This window comes from Spirosoma pollinicola (assembly GCF_002831565.1).
Taxonomy (GTDB): Bacteria; Bacteroidota; Bacteroidia; order Cytophagales; family Spirosomataceae; genus Spirosoma; species Spirosoma pollinicola.
Window position 1 is genome coordinate 3,155,780 of sequence record NZ_CP025096.1, and the last position, 17,970, is coordinate 3,173,749.

Consider the following 17,970-nt stretch of genomic DNA (forward strand, 5'->3'; position numbering starts at 1 on the left):
GAGTCAGCCTTTAAATTCTAATGAAAACACAATTCCCCTGCCCACCCCATCGGTGTCGTTGCTGAATGTACAGGTTCCGGCTAATTGCGCTACCTGTGCCTGAATCAACTGCATGCCAAACGATACAGGCACGATGGCAACATCAGATTCATACCAGCCTGTATTGGTCTGGTCAGCCCCGAAACCCGGCCCATTATCAGCTACTTTCAACTGTATCTTACCGTTTTTTCGGTAGCAATTAATACTAAAAGTAGGGTTGACGGTATCAGGGAAAGCATATTTACAGGCGTTGGTTGTCAGTTCGTTCAAAATCAACCCAAGCGGCACAGCTTTGTCGGCAGTAAGGGTTATATCATCAATAGAAAACTGTGTTTTCAACGTTGGGTACCCATACGCTTTCAACACACTGGTAACTACCTCCCGAATGAATTCATCGAGGTTGGCTTCGGCCAGTTTATCGCCATCATACAATCGCTGATGCAGAATAGCCATCGACTGCACGCGTAGCCTACTTTCTTCGATCGCTCTCTTAGCCGATTCGTCCGTTAGCCGTTTAGATTGTAAACTTAGCAAGCTCGATACGACCTGCAAATTGTTTTTCACCCGGTGGTTCTGTTCTTTAACCAAATCCTCATTTCGTCGGCTGATGCGCTGATTTTTACGGTAAAGCCGAAAGAAAACCAGGCTCATGCCAGCAGCAATTATAAACAAGGCAGAAGTAGCAATGGCAACCTGCCGATGTAAATGAAGATTTTGTGTATTCAGGTCAATCGCCTTTTTCTGTGCGTTTAATAGAGCTTCTCTTTTTTCGGTTTCATACTCGACATTCAGGCGGGTAATTGCTCCATTTTGGTCGGCCAGGAGTTTGATCTTTTCCAGTTCATTCAACTTTCTCAATCGGGCAAACGCCTGTTGCCACTTGCCCGAAGCCTCATAGTACCGAACAAACTGCGTTTCTAATCCAAGCCGGATTTCATATTCATTGAGCTTCTTATCGGCATAAATTTGTTCTGCTTTATTAAGTATTGGGAAGGCCTGTTGAGGTTTGCCGAAGCTTAGATAAGCCAATGCCAGGTGCATCATTGTATTTACCTGAATACCATATTTGTGGTTGTGGGTAAATAGATTCAGAGCTTCTTCGAGATAGGCAATAGCGCCTGGGTCTTTAACTTTGGCGAAAAGGGTTCCCAGTTCAAGATTCACTTCGGCTACCCCAAGTGTATCCTTTAGTTTATAGCAAAGCAATTCTCGCTTCCTGTAATAGGAAAGAATCCGATCAAAATCCGACTGCCTGGGCTGCGCTTGTGTGCTCCACATTGTTTCGTAGATATGCGCTAAAGCACCGTAAGACCGTACTAATGCTTTGTCCTTATCAACCCGAAGACGCTGTGCAACTGCCAGCGAAAGCCTAGCGTACTGAAGGGCTTTAGAAAAATGACCCATTCGCTCTTCACTTTCGCATAGCCGCACATACAGTCGGCTTAGCTCGAAGGAGTCGCCCCTGGGCTCTTGTATGCGTAACGATTTTAGATAGTATGCCTGGGCCGTTCGGTAATCACCAGTGAACACATACGTTTTTCCGTATAGATAAAAGGCTTCTGCCAACAAGAGTGGATCGTTCTTCTTCTTGGCTTCCTGCTCAGCTTCTTTAGCTGTATGCAGCCTGTCGGGCTGTACTTTCAGATAGGGTATTTCCTGCGCTTTGGACACGCCTGACGTGAGTACCCACATAACCAGTAAGTAGTTGACGTACAGAGACGAACAGCGCATCAAGTGGCAGTACAAGTTGTTTATATGAAAATTTATACCGCGTCAAATTTACTAAAAGGAACTGGGTTACTACAAGGAATTTACTCACAAGAAAAAACAGTTATTTGGCAAGAAAAAACCGTCTATTGGTACAACCGTCGTTGCAAAGAGTGACAAAAACAGGGTTATTTGTAAACATGAACCCAATTACATTTAATAGTTAATTAAAGGTTCACATAAGGCTTTCCGCCTACGTCCACCCCTCTTCAATCAATGTCCCAAATGACTAGTTATTTCCTTCGACCGCTGGCCGACTATAGACCTGACGAGTTTATAAATTCTGGCGGACTGGCATCACCTCATCCCCTACCCTCAGACTCCCCCCCTGAATTACTTTCGCGGTCATCCCCCCATGTCCGCGCATAGCGTTATAGCCGCCCGGCCCAAGTGCAGTTTCCATTTTAGAACAGGGGTGACACTGCCCTGTGATTTGCAGCACGACATCACCAATCTGGATTTTGTGATCTTTAAGGGCCAGCAGGTTCAGCCCTGACACAACAATATTCCGGCGTACTACCGCCGGATCGAGCACATCGCGTCCTGTTAAAGCCGCCACTACGGGCAGGTGTTCTGCCTGAATGAGCGTGACATGGCGATTACCACTTTGCCCGCTATAGTGATCACCGAGAATGCCTTTTTTTTCTGATACGTCAATCGAATCAACAGCCTCTACAGCCACGCGCCGTTCGGGCCGAATACCAATCCACTCCACCCGGCCAGACCGGGGAAATACGTCGAATAAGTCTTTGATATTGTCCAAAACCGGGATTTTAATGAGATTTAAAAGATTAAACAAGATTATCGCAGCCAAACTACGTAACGATTAGATAGAGTAACACATACAATCTTTAGGTAGTTTAAATCTTTCAGTAAACAATCAATCGAACAAGTATCAGACGGTTTTCATCTTTTTGAGAATTCGGGCGAATGGGCTGCTACAATCTTAAAAATCCTTTAAATCCCAAGAATCCCGGTTCAGATTACCGCCCAAACTTCAACGTCGTGCCAATTCTGAAACCTAATCCCTGATATTTCGCATCCTGCCACTGCGAAATAACCTCTACCCGGAAGAAAGGAAGGACCTGCGGGATAAGCCCATCCAGCCCATAACCGACTTCGGTATAATTCTTCGAGGCCGGTGTGTAGAGGTAATGTACAAACAGATTCTCTTTCAGACCAAGCAGCCGGACTAAGGTTAACTGCGTAACAAAAAACTTACGAAACTCAGCAAGCACATGGGCTTCGGCAAAACGCTTTGCAGTGCTGTACTGGTAATAAGGAAGTAATCGGTAAGTCGATACAACATCGCCCTGCTGAAAGAAAAACTGATTGCCCTCAAAATGCTTAAAGTCGGGGAAATATACCTGACGGTCGTTTAGAAATGCCCCGGCGCTGAGTTTGTAATTCAGCTTACTCCGGATACCCGTCTCAAACGAATGGCTGATACTTGCCTGTAGAAAATCATAGTCGACATCAGCCATTCCTTTCCGGTAATTGAGTGTCAATAAAGGGGCATCGTTATCGCGCCGGGCAATCCGCCGACCGTTGCGAATGGTGTATTGCGTACTACCGAGTCGCGCCGAAGCGGTCAGGTTCAACACCAGAGCATTGTGTATCGGGAAAGCCGTTGTGGCAACTTCGTCGTTTACCGGACGATTAGGTGTAAACGTTCGATCACGCCAGTTAATCCAGGGCTTAAGGTCTTCTCTGTAGTTCGCTAATTCGGTACGCCGGGCATATTCCAGGCTACCCGTCAACGATACCCGTTCCTTAAATGGGGATGCCGTAATGGTTAAATTCAGGAAATCCTTCTGATACAATTTCGCGAAATTTTGCTCGAACAGAAGCGTTGTTAACGTATTCAAAAACGGGCTGATTGGATTGTCGGGATTGTATTGGTAAAGGTACCTGCCACCCGTCGCACTAATTTTTGTGGTTTTGTACTGATAGCTGGCCTGGCCATATCCCACAAAACCCTTTCGGCCAAATTGATACCGTCCGGTACCACCCAGATTCCACTCGCCAAGTGGAATTTGCCGGAACCGGTTGACCGAATCTACCTTCGCCCTGAAGCGATAGTTCAGTGCTCCCTCCACCGTGTAACCTTCAACCGTATTGTATTCTATTCGTGTTAACGGGCTTGTATAAATCAGTGAACCCCGCTTCGACAACCGCCACGTGTGCCCGGACAGAAGTTGACCAGCCGAGAATTTTTTCGATGCGTTTTTCTTGTTTGTGCTGTCACGCTTCGTACTATCCGCTTTGACAGGCGCTTTTATTTCTTTTACCAGGCCCAGGCTATCCGCCTTTTGATAGCTCTTGACTTCGGCGGTTGTAAGCGGCACAGATCGGAGCGAATCCCAGTAAACATTCGAACGTTTGCGCGCCAGTGAGTCAACAACCAGCGAATCGTCGCGCACAACGGTTACGTCTTCCTTCCGACTTTTACGCGCCTGTTTCTCCTGCTTTTCGTACTCCTTAACCATCTGACGAAGGTTTTTTGTCGAGAACTCCTTTTGCTTCTTAACTAACTCGTCGAAGTTCTTACCCTTTATATCGCTTTTGGCCAGCGTCTGCGTTGGGGGCGCTTTCTTTTCATCGGCGACTTCAATGTCTTCAACAAAGGCAGGATTCACCACGAACTCGGTGAAGGTCAAATTCCGGATATAATAGCCAGTGGCTTTCACGCCCAGATACGACCCCTTCCCTTCGTACCGCTGGTTTGTTGGCATCCAGACCCCTTGCACGGGGCTGCAAATGTGACGCACTGAAATAGAAACGCCAATATTATTGACTGTCTCTAACTGTAAACTGTGAATGGCCCAGGTATTTTCCAGTATGTAAATTGTTCCCCGGAAAACGCCTTCGCCATACTGCCGGGGAGTAACCAGAATTTTACTCACCTCTACCCCACCCGGCTCTCTAAAAGTGCCCTTGTACTCGAATTTGTAATAGGCGAAGGCTTTCGGTGATAAAGGCGATACCGCTCCAGCAATGGTTGGGTTGTAAAAACTGGCGTTGTAAAACTGGTTTGGGCTCAAAAAATCCCCCTGTGAATTCCGATTGGCGATGATTCGCTGCCGATAGGTATTCGGTTGGCTGAATGACACTTCGGCAACCGTTTCGTTGAGCAAGGGAACGCCCACTTTAAAATTAGCTTCTTTTTCGGCTTCTTTCAGTTGCTTCCGAAAGGCCATTTCGGCCAAATTGGGTAGGTCAATCACGGTAAACGAAGACTTGGTATACACCCTGGCTTTAAATCGCTGCACCTGCAACTGATGAAAGCGACTCTTGGCGATGGCCCGGCGCATAATCGTATAGGCAGGGTCTTCGTTACCAGCTTTCGTTTGCACTTCGGCCAGACGCAGCGCCTGCTCTTCCAACGTGGCATCCAGCGTGGCAAAGTCCGAGTTTATGTCAACAGGTTTCTGTATTGTCTGAAAGCCCAGGTATTGGAAAACAATGTCATATTTACCCGGTGCCAGCGGAATTTCATACCGCCCCTCGGCATTCGTAATGGTACCTTTAGCGGTTCCTTTTACAATTACAGCGGCAAACGGTAAGGCTTCCCCCTGTGCGTTTTTGACCGTTCCACGCAAACCCGTATTGCCCGTTTGTGCGGTGGTGGTAAATGAATACAGGGAGATAAATAGTAGTAGAATGGACTTCATGCAAACAGCTAGGTTGTGAATCATGCGAATGTACTCGTTAAACGAAGGGTAGCCTACATATTTTCGCCAAAGAATGTATTTTCATCGGCAGACGGAACAGGCTCTCCACTAAAGGTAAGATGCACCTCTGAATGAAAACGTTGTCTGCTTTATTGTTAAAAATCTATAATGTCTTTGTGTATCTTGCTGCAAACTGCTCACAACCTGAATCCTATGCACAAACCCGTACACTTCTTCATTAAATTATTTACATTTCTAGCCTTCCTGTCAACCGCCGGCGCACAGGTATCGTCTCCATCAGCCGTTTTATTCGAACGTGATCGGTCGCGGGTAGTCGATGAAATTCTGGATGATCGTTTCACAAATTTCCTTCCTCAGCTTATGCGTCGGGAGGGAATTGATATGTGGGTCATTATCTCGCGTGAATACAACGAAGACCCCGTTTTGCGGACGATGCTGCCCAGCACGTGGCTCTCGGCCCGCCGTCGAACGATTATCGTATTCTTTGATCAGGGTGGCGATAAAGGTGTTGAAAAACTAGCCATTGCCCGTTACGACGTAGGCAACCTGCTCAAAGGTGCCTGGGACATCGACGTTCGGCCAAACCAGTGGGAAGCGCTGGCGAAGATTATTGAAGACCGAAAGCCGAAGAAAATTGGCTTGAACATGTCCACCAACTACGGCCACGCCGATGGACTTTCTTTCTCAGAACACGAAGAGTTCCTGAAAAAACTCCCCGCCGATTACCAGAAACGGATTGTCTCAGCCGAGAAACTAGCCGTTGGCTGGCTAGAAACCCGCACAGAAAAAGAGATGGCGATTTACCCGCTCATTTGTCGACTGTCGCACCAGATCATTCAGGAAGGTTTCTCGGAGCAGGTTATTCAGCCGGGCGTAACCACAACCGACGATGTAGTCTGGTGGTTTCGTCAGCGCATTACTGACTTAGGCTTAAGTACCTGGTTTCATCCAACGGTTGATGTTCAACGATCAGACAAGGAGGATTTCAATCACCTCCGCACCTTTTCCAAGCGTCCTGACAAACAGGTAATCATGCCCGGCGATTTACTGCATGTTGATTTTGGCATCACCTACCTGCGCCTGAACACCGACCAGCAGCAACACGCTTACGTTTTGCGCCCCGGCGAATCGGACGTTCCCGAAGCCATCAAAACCGCTTTTAAGCAAGGTAATCGACTACAGGAAATCCTGACCGAACAGTTTAGTGCCGGTAAAACAGGCAATCAAATGCTGCTGGCGGCTTTGGAGCAGTCTAAAAAAGAAGGAATCAACGGTACAATTTACTCGCACCCGATTGGTGTTCATGGCCATGCCGCCGGGCCAACAATTGGCCTTTGGGACCAACAGAAAGGCGTTCCCGGTCCCGGCGATTATCCGTTACTGGCCAACACCGCCTATTCCATTGAGCTCAACGCAGCTGTCGAAATTCCCGAATGGAAAAAAATAGTGCGCATCATGCTTGAAGAAGATGGTTTTTTCGATGGTAAAACGTTCCGCTACATTGATGGCCGGCAAACGGAGATTTATACCATTCCAAGAAAACTGGGGTATGTGAAGTAGAGCCGATTGCCTAGCAAACTTCAACTTACTGATCTCGCCTTCTGCCTTACAGGTGTAAGACAACGCTTGTTTTTGTCTTACATTCTGTAGTACCTAACATATTGGCACTTATACAACTTTTCAAATACGTTTGAGTTTCAGTATCAAACCTTCTCAGTTATGAAAGTCAATCTCGCTCTTTTGGTATCAATCACCTTCCTTTTTAGTCGATGTTCACCCAATGAAAGTCTTTCTCCTAAGATAAATTACGATCAGGCCAGTATTGAATTGATGCAGGAGATACAGCCCAAGATTGTAGGGCAATGGACACTCCGTCAAGTGAATGTAAAATATCAAGACTTCAACTATTCTCAAAAACAACTCAAGATTACGAAGGATACTTCTTTTGTTGACTTTGCTACATTGTCCATCATTCCGACCAATGAACCACGTAGTTCTCCCGTAGATTTGCGTAGGGGTGAATACGATGGTACGATTCAATTTGGTACCAAGACGTATCCTATTCAGTTTGATCTACGGTCTAATGCCGAGTGGATTTATAGCGAAAAGGGTCCTCAAGCGTTCTTTTCCTTCAGTTACAAATTCCCAGTAGGCACTCGTATTCCGGAAGCCGAAGAGAGATTTTTAGAAGATATAGGCTTGATGAATGATACGTTTTCTTTAGAGCTCTCCACTAATCCGAAGAAGATGATCTGGCGCGGTTTGAACCGAGGGGTGAACAAAATAGAAATGACTAGAAAATAGTAATTACTTGATAATTGGGTATCGTTTACCGTTTCGGCATTTCTCTGAATAGTCGAATAACATAATTGTAGTTATAGAACGGGTCTGGGAATAGTACCAACCTACTGTGGGGCAGTGAGTTGTACTTTTTCCAGACTCTTTCTATAACTAAGAATATGTTAAGGGAATAAACAAAGAAAAAGGGTATTTCCTTTGAAAGACATACCCTAAAATGTTAAAAGACACAGTTGCTTTTGGTATCAATTCTGAACACTCTTTTGAGTGTTTACATAGATAAAGTTGCCTGTCTGACCTACTGATGTTTTGAAATCTACTTTAGCCACAGCAGTCTTTCCTTTTATCGCTTCATCCTCAAAAGAAGCCACTCCGTCGTAAGATATTTTTGTTACAGTGTAATTCACACTAGGGCCATACATGCGTTCGACTGTTGGTCTAGTCTTGAGCATCAGTTCACTCATCGAATTGGCTAACCGAACTCCGTTTGGAGAAACTAATGATAGATTAGGCTTAATACCCTCACTCTTTTCTTGGAGCATTGTAGGGCTACAAGAGAATAATCCGCTGATAGAAGCAACAACTATTATTAAGTTTAGCTTTTTCATTACTATTGGCTTGATTTATAGTTAAATACAAAGGGGATGCTGCTCAATAACGCGTGAATATAAAAAGTTGTTGTATAAGTGCCATTATGTTAACTATCCCCTAAAAATACAATTAAAAACAAGTAATATTACTTTTTGCTGCACTAAGATTCCGGGTCTTTTCAAGGCCGCTCAATGTTCGTATCTCACACTTACTCAACGGCAATAGCCATATACGGGTATCTAATTTAACAAAATGCTCCTTCCCTAAAATCGGGAAATTGATCCTCATCCTCAAATGACGAATTTTGCACATTCTAGCCGAAACACCCCTTTGGGAAATACATATTGGCTCTGAAGCCCTACATTTTTGGTAATCTACCGCCCTGCTCTATTTTACATTTACCGACGAACCGTCTCGAATTTCTTCGTTAGCCGCCTTAATTAACTGATCGCCTTCGGTGAGCGGACCGAATATTTCTACTTTTTCGTCGGCTTCAAGGCCTCGCTTTATAGGAACCCATTCAGCTTTTCGATCAACAACCTTGATCACAAAAACGCCGGTTGTCGCGCTGACAATGGCCGATTTAGGGACAATAAGTGTATTATTTTTCGTCGGCAGTGGCACGGTCACTTCGGCAATCATGCCGGGCAAAAGCTTTTTATCATTGTTGATCACATCGACTTCGACCCGCTCCGACCGAAGCCGCTTATCCAAAGCCCCCGCCTGACGTTTTACCTGTCCGGTAAATTTTGTATCAGGAAACGCTTTGACGTTGAAACTCACCTGATCGTTCAGATCGACATAACCCGTGTAGGCTTCGGGTATCGAAATAACCAGACGCAGTCTCTTCTGCTCCGTCAAAACGAACAAAGGAAACTCCGAGCCTTTGCCCGATGGCCCAATGTAAGCACCTGTGCTGGCGTTCCGGACACTGATAATTCCGTTGAATGGCGCACGAATTTCGAGGTACTTTTTCAGATCAGACACCTCGCGATAAGCCGATTTAGCCGCTTCCAGTTGGGCCAGATCGGCGTTGCGTCTGGCAAGGGCCTGGTCAACATCGTTTTTCGACACGGCACCGGAGAACTTGCTGGCTTCCAGAATCCGCTCGTAATTGGCTTTGCTACCAATGGAAACGGCCTCCTGCCCTTTCAGTTTCGAGTCGGCAGACGACAGTTGAGCGCTTAACTCAGGTGCTTCGGCCAGCGCCAGAAGTTGGCCCTGTTTTACTTCAGAACCCACATCGACATTCAGGGATTTGATGAACCCACTCACTTTTGCATAAATATCGACATCCCGAAACGCAACCAGTTCGCCGGGTACTTTTAATGAAGAAGATAATTTGCCGCGCTGTAACGAAAACACCTCGACAGTTGCCGGTGCCTCAACGGCCTTGGCGTCTTCTTTTTTTTCCTCTTTGCCTTCAGACGAATGACAACCGCTCAACGAACTGAGCAGCAGAAAACTACCAAATACAGTTGCTACAGCCGGGAATGACTTATTAATTAACCGTTTCATACGGGGTTGGACTATAAAATTTACTGTCTTTATCTTCAGGATCAAGCGATACCGATTGGGTCGATGTGTTGCCCTGTACCCAGGCAAACACCAGCGGCAAAATAAACAGGGCGGCAAAGGTCGAGGCAATCAGGCCACCAATAACGGCACGCCCCAGCGGAGCCGCCTGCGAACCACCTTCGCCAAGACCCGATGCCATTGGAATCATACCCACAACCATGGCTACGCTGGTCATCAGGATAGGGCGCATACGTACCGACGCGGCTTCCCGTGCCGCCAGCAACGCATTACCACCGTTACGCATGCGCAACTCTTCGGCATTGGTTACCATTAACACCGCATTGGAAATGGATACACCAACCGACATAATCATACCCATGTATGATTGCAGGTTAAGTGTGGAACCCATCAGCATGAGCAACGCCAGTGAACCAACCAGCACGGCAGGCACGGTACACAAAACCACCAGTGATACCTTAAACGACTGGAAGTTAGCAGCCAGCATCAGGAAAATAACCACGATAGCCGTTATCAGACCCGTTTGCAGGCTATCGAGCGTGTCGATCAGTACCTGGGTCAAACCCTGCATTTTTATCGTCAATCCACGCGGCAGTTCGCCCAGCGAGTCGATGGCTTTCTGGACATCGGTGGCGGCTGTGCCCAGGTCCATGTCGTTCAGGTTAGCCGTTACCGATAGCACCGGAATTGCCCCAACGTTGTCGTTTTCGCCATAGGTCGTTCCTTTTTGCAGCGTGGCCACATCGCTCAGAACCGGGCGGTTCGCATTTGACGAAATGGGTATTTCACCCAAATCGTTTATGCTACTCATGGTGTTCTCAGGAATCTGCACCTGAACGCTGTAGCTCTGGCTCGATTTAGGGTCGATCCAGACACTTTTCTCGGTATAGCGCGACGACGAGGTAGCGGCCACAAGAGAGCGCGAAATAGACGATATATCTGTACCTAATTGAGCCGCCCGCGCCCGGTCAATCGTGACATTGATGGCTGGGTATTTCGTGGCCTGCCCAATCTGAACATCACGCAGATAGGCAATGTGATTCAGCTTTTCGATGACCTTGTTGGCGTACTCTTCATTCTGTTTTTTGTTTTTGCCAATCAGCTTCACCTCAATGGGCGTTGGCGACCCCTGGCTCAGAATCTTATCCGTTAATTCGATGGGCTCAAAGGAGAGCTTTACGCCGGGCAGCGTTTTGTTCATACTAGCCCTGAAATCATCTTTCAGCTTATCCAGATCAACGTCGTAGTCTTCTTTCAGACTCACTTGCAAAACGCCCTCCTGTGGTCCGGCCATGAAGAGATAAATTGGGCTTGTTGAAAACTGCGAACCGTGCATTCCCACCATCGCCGACGTGATTTCGACGTTCTCTTTGCCAACCAACCCGTTCAGCACGTCGATGGTTTTCAGCATAGTGGCTTCGGTCTTTTCGAGCCGGGTGCCGTCGGGATTCCGCAAACGAACCTGAAACTGGCCAGCGTTGCCTCGGGGCAAGACATCCCGGCCAATTAGTGTAATCAATAGGGCCGCCAACCCCAATGATCCAATTATATAAGCCAGTACAATGGGCCGACGGAAGGGCAGCGTTCGGCCGATAAATCGAACAAAACGCCCCCGGACACGCTCAAAAAAGCTGATCTTTCCATCATTGTTGAGATCCAGCCGATGAGCCAGTTTTTGTTTTTCCTGTAGAATATCCTCGTGATCGCTTTTACCATTGCCGTTTAATTTCCCATTGGGCTTAAGTAGATGCCCGTTTACGGCTGTGTGAGCAGTCACTTTGCCATTATTAACGTGTGGATGGTCTTTCATCATCCAGTTGGCCAGCACCGGCACCAGCGTCTGCGCCATCAGGTAGGATGTGATCATGGAAAAGCCGATGGCCAGCGCAAGCGGCAAAAACAAGGCGCCCGGTATACCCGTCATCGTGAATGCAGGGGCAAATACGGCCAGGATACAGAACAGGATCAGGAGTTTGGAGAAAGCGATTTCCTTACAGGCATCCCAAATAGCTACCGCCTTTAGTTTGCCCATATCCATATGCTGGTGAATGTTTTCTATCGTTACCGTACTCTCATCAACCAGAATCCCGATGGCCAGCGATAGCCCGCTCAACGTCATGATATTGATCGTTTGTCCGAATAACGACAGGAACAGAACACCCGAAATGATACAGGTAGGAATGGTGATGATCACGATCAACGCACCACGGGCATCGCCCAGAAACAGCAGCACCATAAGGCCCGTCAGAATGGCCCCAATGCCGCCTTCTGTCATCAGGCTTTCTACGGCGTTAATCACATAAACCGATTGGTCGAAGGTATAAGTCAGCTTTACGTCTTCCGGCAACAGGGCCTGAAAGCGCGGCAAGGCGGCTTTCAGGTTTTGAACCACCTCCCAGGTCGATGCATCCGATGATTTGGTAATGGGCAGATAGACCGAGCGTTTCCCGTTCACCAACACATAGCCCTGCGTAATATCGGCCCCATCTTCAATGGTTGCAACGTCCTTCAACATCAGGTTTTGAACAGTTCCGGTAAAAAGCGGAATACTACCAAAGTCCTTGATATTCAGAATAGTCGTATTGGCCGGGGTAAAATAATTGAAATCGCCAATACGCACGTTTCCGGCGGGGGTTGCCTGGTTATTGATCCGCAACGCAGCCACCAGCTGGTCGGGCGTGAGGTTGTGCGAACGCATCAGATCGGGGTCAGCGCGAATAACGATAGAGCGGGAATTGCCCCCAAACGGAGCCGGAGACACTAGCCCCGGAATGGACGTAAAGCCAGAACGAATATAAACGTTGGCCAAATCCTGCAACTCATTGTTACTGCGGATTGGACTACTTAACACTAATTGCCCAACCGGCAACGTAGAGGCATCAAAACGCAGAATAAACGGAGGCTGCGAACCAGGCGGGAAGCTCGCCTGTGCCCGGTTTGAGTAGGCAGATACCTCGGCAGCCGCCTGCGCCATGTTCGTCCCTTCGTAGAACGACAGCTTCAGTAACGTGATACCCTGAATATTTTTGGTCTCGATACTTTTTACCCCTGCTACATATAAAAGCAGGTTTACGTACTGCTTTCCAAAAAATGCCTCCATCTGGTTGGGCGTATACCCGCCAAACGGCTGAGAAATATAAATAACCGGCAGATTCAGGTTGGGGAATATGTCAATCTTGATCGTTCGAACGGCGTTAATACCGAAGAAGAATAAGCTGGCTACGACAACTAGAATCGTAATGGGCTTACGTAACGCGGATCGGATTAAATTCATGTTGAATTAAAGTGCTGTTAAATTGTCCACTCAACGTTGCAGTGTAATGGGCTGGTAGGTGCCGTTTTTCTTCGCGGAAAAGATGAGACAAGCAAAACCCAATTTTTTCCACAATACATCATATCTGCTGACATATCTACTTGAAAGTTAACGAATTTGTATGTCAATCGTACGGTGTGAAACACACGACCGGCAAAGCTTCTGTGCTTATTATTCACACCTTTATTTTCGCCTATGCTTACAGGAGATTTTACCTTTGAGTATAAACACCTATTAATAATCTGGCAGCAATTAATACACTAAAAGCCTGACAATCAGAGATATTTATATTCATGTCGACCCGACTTTTAGTATTAATATTTTTTTTGTTTCTCAATGGTAACTACCCAAATCGAACGGACTAGAAATCTCCTGATGCCTGTTACAAAAAAAGTGGGGTAATTGATTAGCCAGTAAAGCCAATCAATTACCCCAATTACTTGAGCTACTTCTTTAAAAATTACGCCAGCCGATTGATACAATTCAAATCTTCGAAGGCGATTTTCAGGCGTTGTACCATGCTTTCTTCGCCTTTACGGAGCCAAACACGTGGGTCGTAATATTTTTTGTTTGGCGAATCGGCACCTTCCGGACTGCCCAACTGCGATTGCAGATAGCCTTCTTTTGATTTGTAATATTTCAGGATACCTTCCCACATTGCCCATTGCATGTCGGTGTCGAGGTTCATTTTCACGGCACCGTAGCGGATAGCTTCGCGGATTTCTTCGCGGCTTGAGCCCGATCCACCGTGGAATACGAAGTTCACAGGCAGCGAGCCTGTAGCGTATTTTTCCTGAATGTATTTCTGCGAATTATCCAGAATGACTGGCGACAGTTTCACGTTGCCCGGCTTATACACGCCGTGAACGTTTCCGAAAGCCGCTGCGATGGTGAAGTTTGGCGAGATTTTTCTCAACTCTTCATACGCATACGCTACTTCGGATGGCTGGGTATATAGTTTCGAATCGTCAACGTCTGTATTGTCGACGCCGTCTTCTTCACCACCCGTTACGCCAAGTTCAATTTCGAGCGTCATGCCGATTTTGGCCATCCGCTCGAAGTATTTCGAGCAGATTTCAATATTCTCTTCGATTGGCTCTTCAGACAAATCGAGCATGTGCGACGAATACAGAGGCTTGCCTGTTTGATCAAAATGCTTTTCACCAGCAGCCAGCAGGCCATCAATCCAGGGCAGCAGTTTTTTGGCGCAGTGGTCGGTATGCAGAATGACCGGAACACCATATAGTTCGGCAACGTGATGCACGTGCAGAGCGCCCGAGATTGATCCGGCAATGGCCGCCTGTTGTTTGTCGTTTGGCAGTGCCTTACCAGCATAAAAAATACCGCCACCGTTCGAGAACTGAACGATTACCGGCGAGTTGACAGCCTTCGCTGTTTCCAGTACGGCATTCACGGAGTCCGTACCAACGACGTTGACGGCAGGAAGGGCGTAATCATTTTCGTTGGCGTGACGGAAAAGTTGGGTAACGCCTTCGCCGGTCACAACGCCGGGGGCAAAACGGGTGGCTACTTCACTCATAATTAGGATTATTTTGGATTCGTTCAAGAAATAGTTTACCGAAAAGGAGGACGGTTAACCTATTTGAGTTTAATTGGTAAAGTTGGGGATATTGTAAAAAAAATACTAATCTTACGGAAAAGCTTCCTTGACAAATAGTTAATTTAATTTCAGTAATCTATTCATTTTTACCCAACTTTGAACTAGTAAACTAAGCCCTTAAACTTGTGAAAACCCAATTCTTCTGCCCATACTGGGGCTTGGAAAACCTCTCCTATACAGATGCCGCCAAACGTGTGAAAGCCGCAGGTTACGATGGTATGGAAATCGCGGCCGGGCCCGACAAGCGAAACGAAGCGGTACAGGTCACCCACGATAATGGCCTCGACTTAATTCTTATGGCCTTTGGTGCGGGCAGCAACTTTACCGAGCACAAGAAGAAATATCAAGACGACCTCCTGAACATTGCGTCGTATAAGCCCCTGTTTATCAACGCCCATACCGGTCATGATTACTTTACGTTCGAGCAAAATGTAGAACTCATTCAGGTAGCCATTGCTGTGGAGAAACAAACGGGCGTCCGGATCCTGCATGAAACGCACCGGGGCCGGTTTTCCTATAGTGCACCCGCCATTCAGTATTACCTCCTGAAAGTCCCTGAAATGCGGCTCACCGCCGACTATTCGCACTGGGTAAACGTAGCCGAGTCGTATCTAACCGACCAAATGGAGAACGTTAACCGGGCAATAAAAGTCAGCGATCACATCCATTGCCGGGTAGGTCATACCCAAGGTCCACAGGTCAACGACCCCCGCGCACCAGAGTGGAAAGACGCCCTTGAAAGTCATGCCAAGTGGTGGGACAGCATTCGTGACCGGCTGCAAAAAGCCAATGCCCCTACCCTAACTATTACCTGCGAATTTGGTCCGGCGGGTTATTTGCCTACGTTACCATTTACGCAGCAACCCGTGGCTAGCCAATGGGATGTAAATGTGTTCATGAAAGATTACTTAAAAAAACGCTGGCAGGTATAAGTTTTAAATTCAGCCCGACATAAATTCTGAACAGGTACAGGGTATGATTTTTGTTATTCATTATCAGTAATTTCGTAAAGCGTACTTTATAATAGGCCAATCAGTCGTAAATCTATTTTCATGCTTCGTATTTTTCACATAGTCTGCTCGTTGTTTTTGGCTATCGGATTTCGACCGGCATGTGCTCAGCTGGCGCAGTCATTGCGCCTTGAAATTCCGTCCGATCCCAACGAAGCCGAAGCATTTGACGTTACTCCACTGGCCGAACAAGGCGTGCTCATGACGATTCGTACCGGTAGTTTTGTCGATAATACACCCGTTAAGCTCAGTTTCAAAAAGTACGACGTTAATCTTAAATTGCTTTGGCAAACAGAATTTAAACAGGACATTAAGTACAAACAGGTGTCAACCTACGATACAGATCAATATGTGTATCACCTCTTTCGTGAATACGATACAGATAAGTATCAGTTTCTGCGGGTACACCTCGACGATGGCGTTGTTGACACATTTGAGGGCAACCTGATTGATCAGCTGGACGTAAAGCAGTTTAAGGTCATGGGAAGCCAGGCATACATTAGTGGGTATCATCATGGCCGACCGGTTGTCATGGCCTTTTCCCTTTTTGATCGTACCGTAAAAGTGCTGCCCGGCATGTATGTTAACCGTATGGAGATCAGCAGTCTGGAAGTGGATGAAGCGCGGCAGGAAGTTAATGTGCTGGTCCATTCGCTCAGACGCCATTGTAAGTTTTCAATGCGTACCTACAATTATGATAGTAAACTTGTTCGAACACTGGATTTCGACGGCGCACAAAACAGCTTAATCTCGGGGAAATTATTGCCTATCAACCAACAAGAATCGTTACTGGTTGGCAATTACTCAACCGATTGTACGCCCTATTCTCAGGGCATATATGTTACACGTATCCACCACGGCGATGCCGGCAGTGAACCCATCAGCGATATTCAGTACATTGAATTTTCACAACTTCAGAACTTCTTTAACTACCTTAAACCACATCGTCAGCAAAAGCTGCTGGCGCGGGCTCAGAAGAAAAAAGAAGAAGGTAAAGATTACAAATTTCGCTACAGGCTATTGGTACACGACCTGAAGCCAACGCCAAATGGACTTACGCTCGTTGCAGAGGTCTATTATCCGCAATATCGGGGCAGCGCCCTTGGCTATGGTGGTTACCTGCGCGGAACCGACCGCTACGAGGGATTCCGGTACACACACGCCTTTATTTGCGGGTTCGATAAACAGGGGAAACTCCTGTGGGACAACTGCTTTCCAATTAAAGAGCTGTTGAGCACTGACCTGACCGAGATGGTTCAGGTTTCACAACAGGGCGATCGGGCTGTACTTGCCTATCCGAGCGATGGCGAAATTATGACAGAAGTTATTCAGGGAAGCAAAATTTTAAAGGAAACCGAGAAGTTTAAACTCCAAACCAACGCCGAAAATGAGAAAGTGACGTTTTCGGCGCAGGACAACCTCATGGCCTGGTATGGTCAACATTTTCTCGCCTATGGCTTTCAGAAAATAGCGCCCTCCAGAAACACAGCGGTTGCTTCTCAACGGGAAGTATTCTACCTGAACAAACTGACCTATAGTGAAACCAGCCCCGCTACTGAATCCGGCAAGACTACGAGCCGAAAAAACGACGGATCAAGACGATAAGCAGGTTCAGAAATACGCTGACGACAATGCAGGTTACGATTGGGAAGTAAAACCCGCCCCCGTCTTTACCCTTTATCCGAATATCGCCGGGTAAACGACCCAGCCAGCTGAATTTATCGCCAAAGAAATAAATAACAAGGCCAACCAACACAAGTAGTATCCCAATAAAAATGATGGATTTGCCGAATGTGGGTGTCATAAGGATACGTCAACTTGGAATAAAGCCATATATACTATCGAAACAAGCCCTTTAATAGGGCCGTCTCCCAAATAAATACAATAAATATCGGCATTTACTTGCATTTTTAATAACATATACTTACTTTTGCACCAGATTTTACAAGCGACATCCGTTCGCGTCTCTGTTTCTCTCCTTTTTTACGTGTTGAGTTAGGTCTGACAGAGCTTATGTACGGATGTACAAGATGGGTTTCTGTGTGGATGTCCTGCCGTGAGCAGGAAACTAGCGCGTGGGCTAATCGTCAATCAGTCGTA

At 46.8% G+C, this 17,970-nt stretch carries 12 protein-coding genes; 4 read left to right on the forward strand and 8 right to left on the reverse strand.

Features of this window, described 5'->3' with window-relative positions:
• Positions 1-3 precede the first annotated feature (3 nt).
• From CWM47_RS13200 to CWM47_RS13210, 3 genes are all read right to left on the reverse strand, one after another.
• A complete protein-coding gene (locus CWM47_RS13200; RefSeq protein WP_100988428.1) occupies positions 4-1,770 on the reverse strand; it encodes a histidine kinase dimerization/phosphoacceptor domain -containing protein in 1,767 nt (588 codons plus the stop codon).
• Positions 1,771-2,080: 310 nt separating this feature from the next.
• Entirely contained in the window at positions 2,081-2,569 is a 489-nt protein-coding gene (locus CWM47_RS13205; protein WP_100988429.1) for an MOSC domain-containing protein, read from the reverse strand.
• Between the two features lie 220 nt (positions 2,570-2,789).
• On the reverse strand, positions 2,790-5,480 hold the full coding sequence (locus CWM47_RS13210; RefSeq protein WP_100993858.1) for a DUF5686 and carboxypeptidase regulatory-like domain-containing protein: 2,691 nt from the start codon (positions 5,478-5,480) through the stop codon (positions 2,790-2,792).
• Between the two features lie 213 nt (positions 5,481-5,693).
• Here CWM47_RS13210 and CWM47_RS13215 point away from each other — a divergent pair, with 213 nt between their 5' ends.
• Together CWM47_RS13215 and CWM47_RS13220 are read left to right on the forward strand one after the other, a co-directional pair.
• On the forward strand, positions 5,694-7,061 hold the full coding sequence (locus CWM47_RS13215) for a M24 family metallopeptidase (protein WP_240625889.1): 1,368 nt from the start codon (positions 5,694-5,696) through the stop codon (positions 7,059-7,061).
• A 159-nt stretch (positions 7,062-7,220) separates the two neighbouring features.
• Complete coding sequence (locus tag CWM47_RS13220; protein WP_100988430.1) at positions 7,221-7,805, forward strand: hypothetical protein; 585 nt, start codon at positions 7,221-7,223, stop codon at positions 7,803-7,805.
• Positions 7,806-8,044: 239 nt separating this feature from the next.
• Here the strand turns inward: CWM47_RS13220 and CWM47_RS13225 are convergent, their stop codons facing one another.
• From CWM47_RS13225 to fbaA, 4 genes are all read right to left on the reverse strand, one after another.
• Positions 8,045-8,407, reverse strand: a complete 363-nt coding sequence (locus CWM47_RS13225) for a hypothetical protein (RefSeq protein WP_100988431.1) — start codon at positions 8,405-8,407, stop codon at positions 8,045-8,047.
• A 370-nt stretch (positions 8,408-8,777) separates the two neighbouring features.
• The gene (locus CWM47_RS13230) at positions 8,778-9,908 is read right to left on the reverse strand and encodes an efflux RND transporter periplasmic adaptor subunit (RefSeq protein ID WP_100988432.1); all 1,131 of its coding nucleotides are present in this window, start codon (positions 9,906-9,908) and stop codon (positions 8,778-8,780) included.
• Entirely contained in the window at positions 9,892-13,200 is a 3,309-nt protein-coding gene (locus CWM47_RS13235) for an efflux RND transporter permease subunit (protein ID WP_100988433.1), read from the reverse strand. Before CWM47_RS13235 ends, CWM47_RS13230 begins: the two co-directional genes overlap by 17 nt.
• 499 nt (positions 13,201-13,699) lie before the next feature.
• Complete coding sequence (gene fbaA / locus CWM47_RS13240) at positions 13,700-14,779, reverse strand: class II fructose-bisphosphate aldolase (protein WP_100988434.1); 1,080 nt, start codon at positions 14,777-14,779, stop codon at positions 13,700-13,702.
• 206 nt (positions 14,780-14,985) lie between these two features.
• Between fbaA and CWM47_RS13245 the strand changes: the two genes are divergently transcribed.
• The gene (locus CWM47_RS13245; RefSeq protein ID WP_240625890.1) at positions 14,986-15,792 is read left to right on the forward strand and encodes a sugar phosphate isomerase/epimerase; all 807 of its coding nucleotides are present in this window, start codon (positions 14,986-14,988) and stop codon (positions 15,790-15,792) included.
• Between the two features lie 120 nt (positions 15,793-15,912).
• Positions 15,913-17,475: a hypothetical protein gene (locus CWM47_RS13250; RefSeq protein ID WP_100988435.1), complete on the forward strand. Its 1,563-nt coding sequence runs from the start codon at positions 15,913-15,915 to the stop codon at positions 17,473-17,475.
• Here CWM47_RS13250 and CWM47_RS13255 read toward each other — a convergent pair.
• A complete protein-coding gene (locus CWM47_RS13255; RefSeq protein ID WP_100988436.1) occupies positions 17,441-17,674 on the reverse strand; it encodes a DUF2905 domain-containing protein in 234 nt (77 codons plus the stop codon). The two genes, CWM47_RS13250 and CWM47_RS13255, sit on opposite strands and share 35 nt — an antisense overlap.
• Between the last annotated feature and the right edge of the window lie 296 nt (positions 17,675-17,970).

Coding starts and splice junctions, on each gene's coding strand:
- CWM47_RS13200 (WP_100988428.1), bottom strand. CDS start 1,770: ATGCGCTGTTCGTCTCTGTACGTCAACTACTTACTGGTTATGTGGGTA.
- CWM47_RS13210 (WP_100993858.1), bottom strand. CDS start 5,480: ATGAAGTCCATTCTACTACTATTTATCTCCCTGTATTCATTTACCACC.
- CWM47_RS13215 (WP_240625889.1), top strand. CDS start 5,694: ATGCACAAACCCGTACACTTCTTCATTAAATTATTTACATTTCTAGCC.
- CWM47_RS13220 (WP_100988430.1), top strand. CDS start 7,221: ATGAAAGTCAATCTCGCTCTTTTGGTATCAATCACCTTCCTTTTTAGT.
- CWM47_RS13225 (WP_100988431.1), bottom strand. CDS start 8,407: ATGAAAAAGCTAAACTTAATAATAGTTGTTGCTTCTATCAGCGGATTA.
- CWM47_RS13230 (WP_100988432.1), bottom strand. CDS start 9,908: ATGAAACGGTTAATTAATAAGTCATTCCCGGCTGTAGCAACTGTATTT.
- CWM47_RS13235 (WP_100988433.1), bottom strand. CDS start 13,200: ATGAATTTAATCCGATCCGCGTTACGTAAGCCCATTACGATTCTAGTT.
- fbaA (WP_100988434.1), bottom strand. CDS start 14,779: ATGAGTGAAGTAGCCACCCGTTTTGCCCCCGGCGTTGTGACCGGCGAA.
- CWM47_RS13250 (WP_100988435.1), top strand. CDS start 15,913: ATGCTTCGTATTTTTCACATAGTCTGCTCGTTGTTTTTGGCTATCGGA.
- CWM47_RS13255 (WP_100988436.1), bottom strand. CDS start 17,674: ATGACACCCACATTCGGCAAATCCATCATTTTTATTGGGATACTACTT.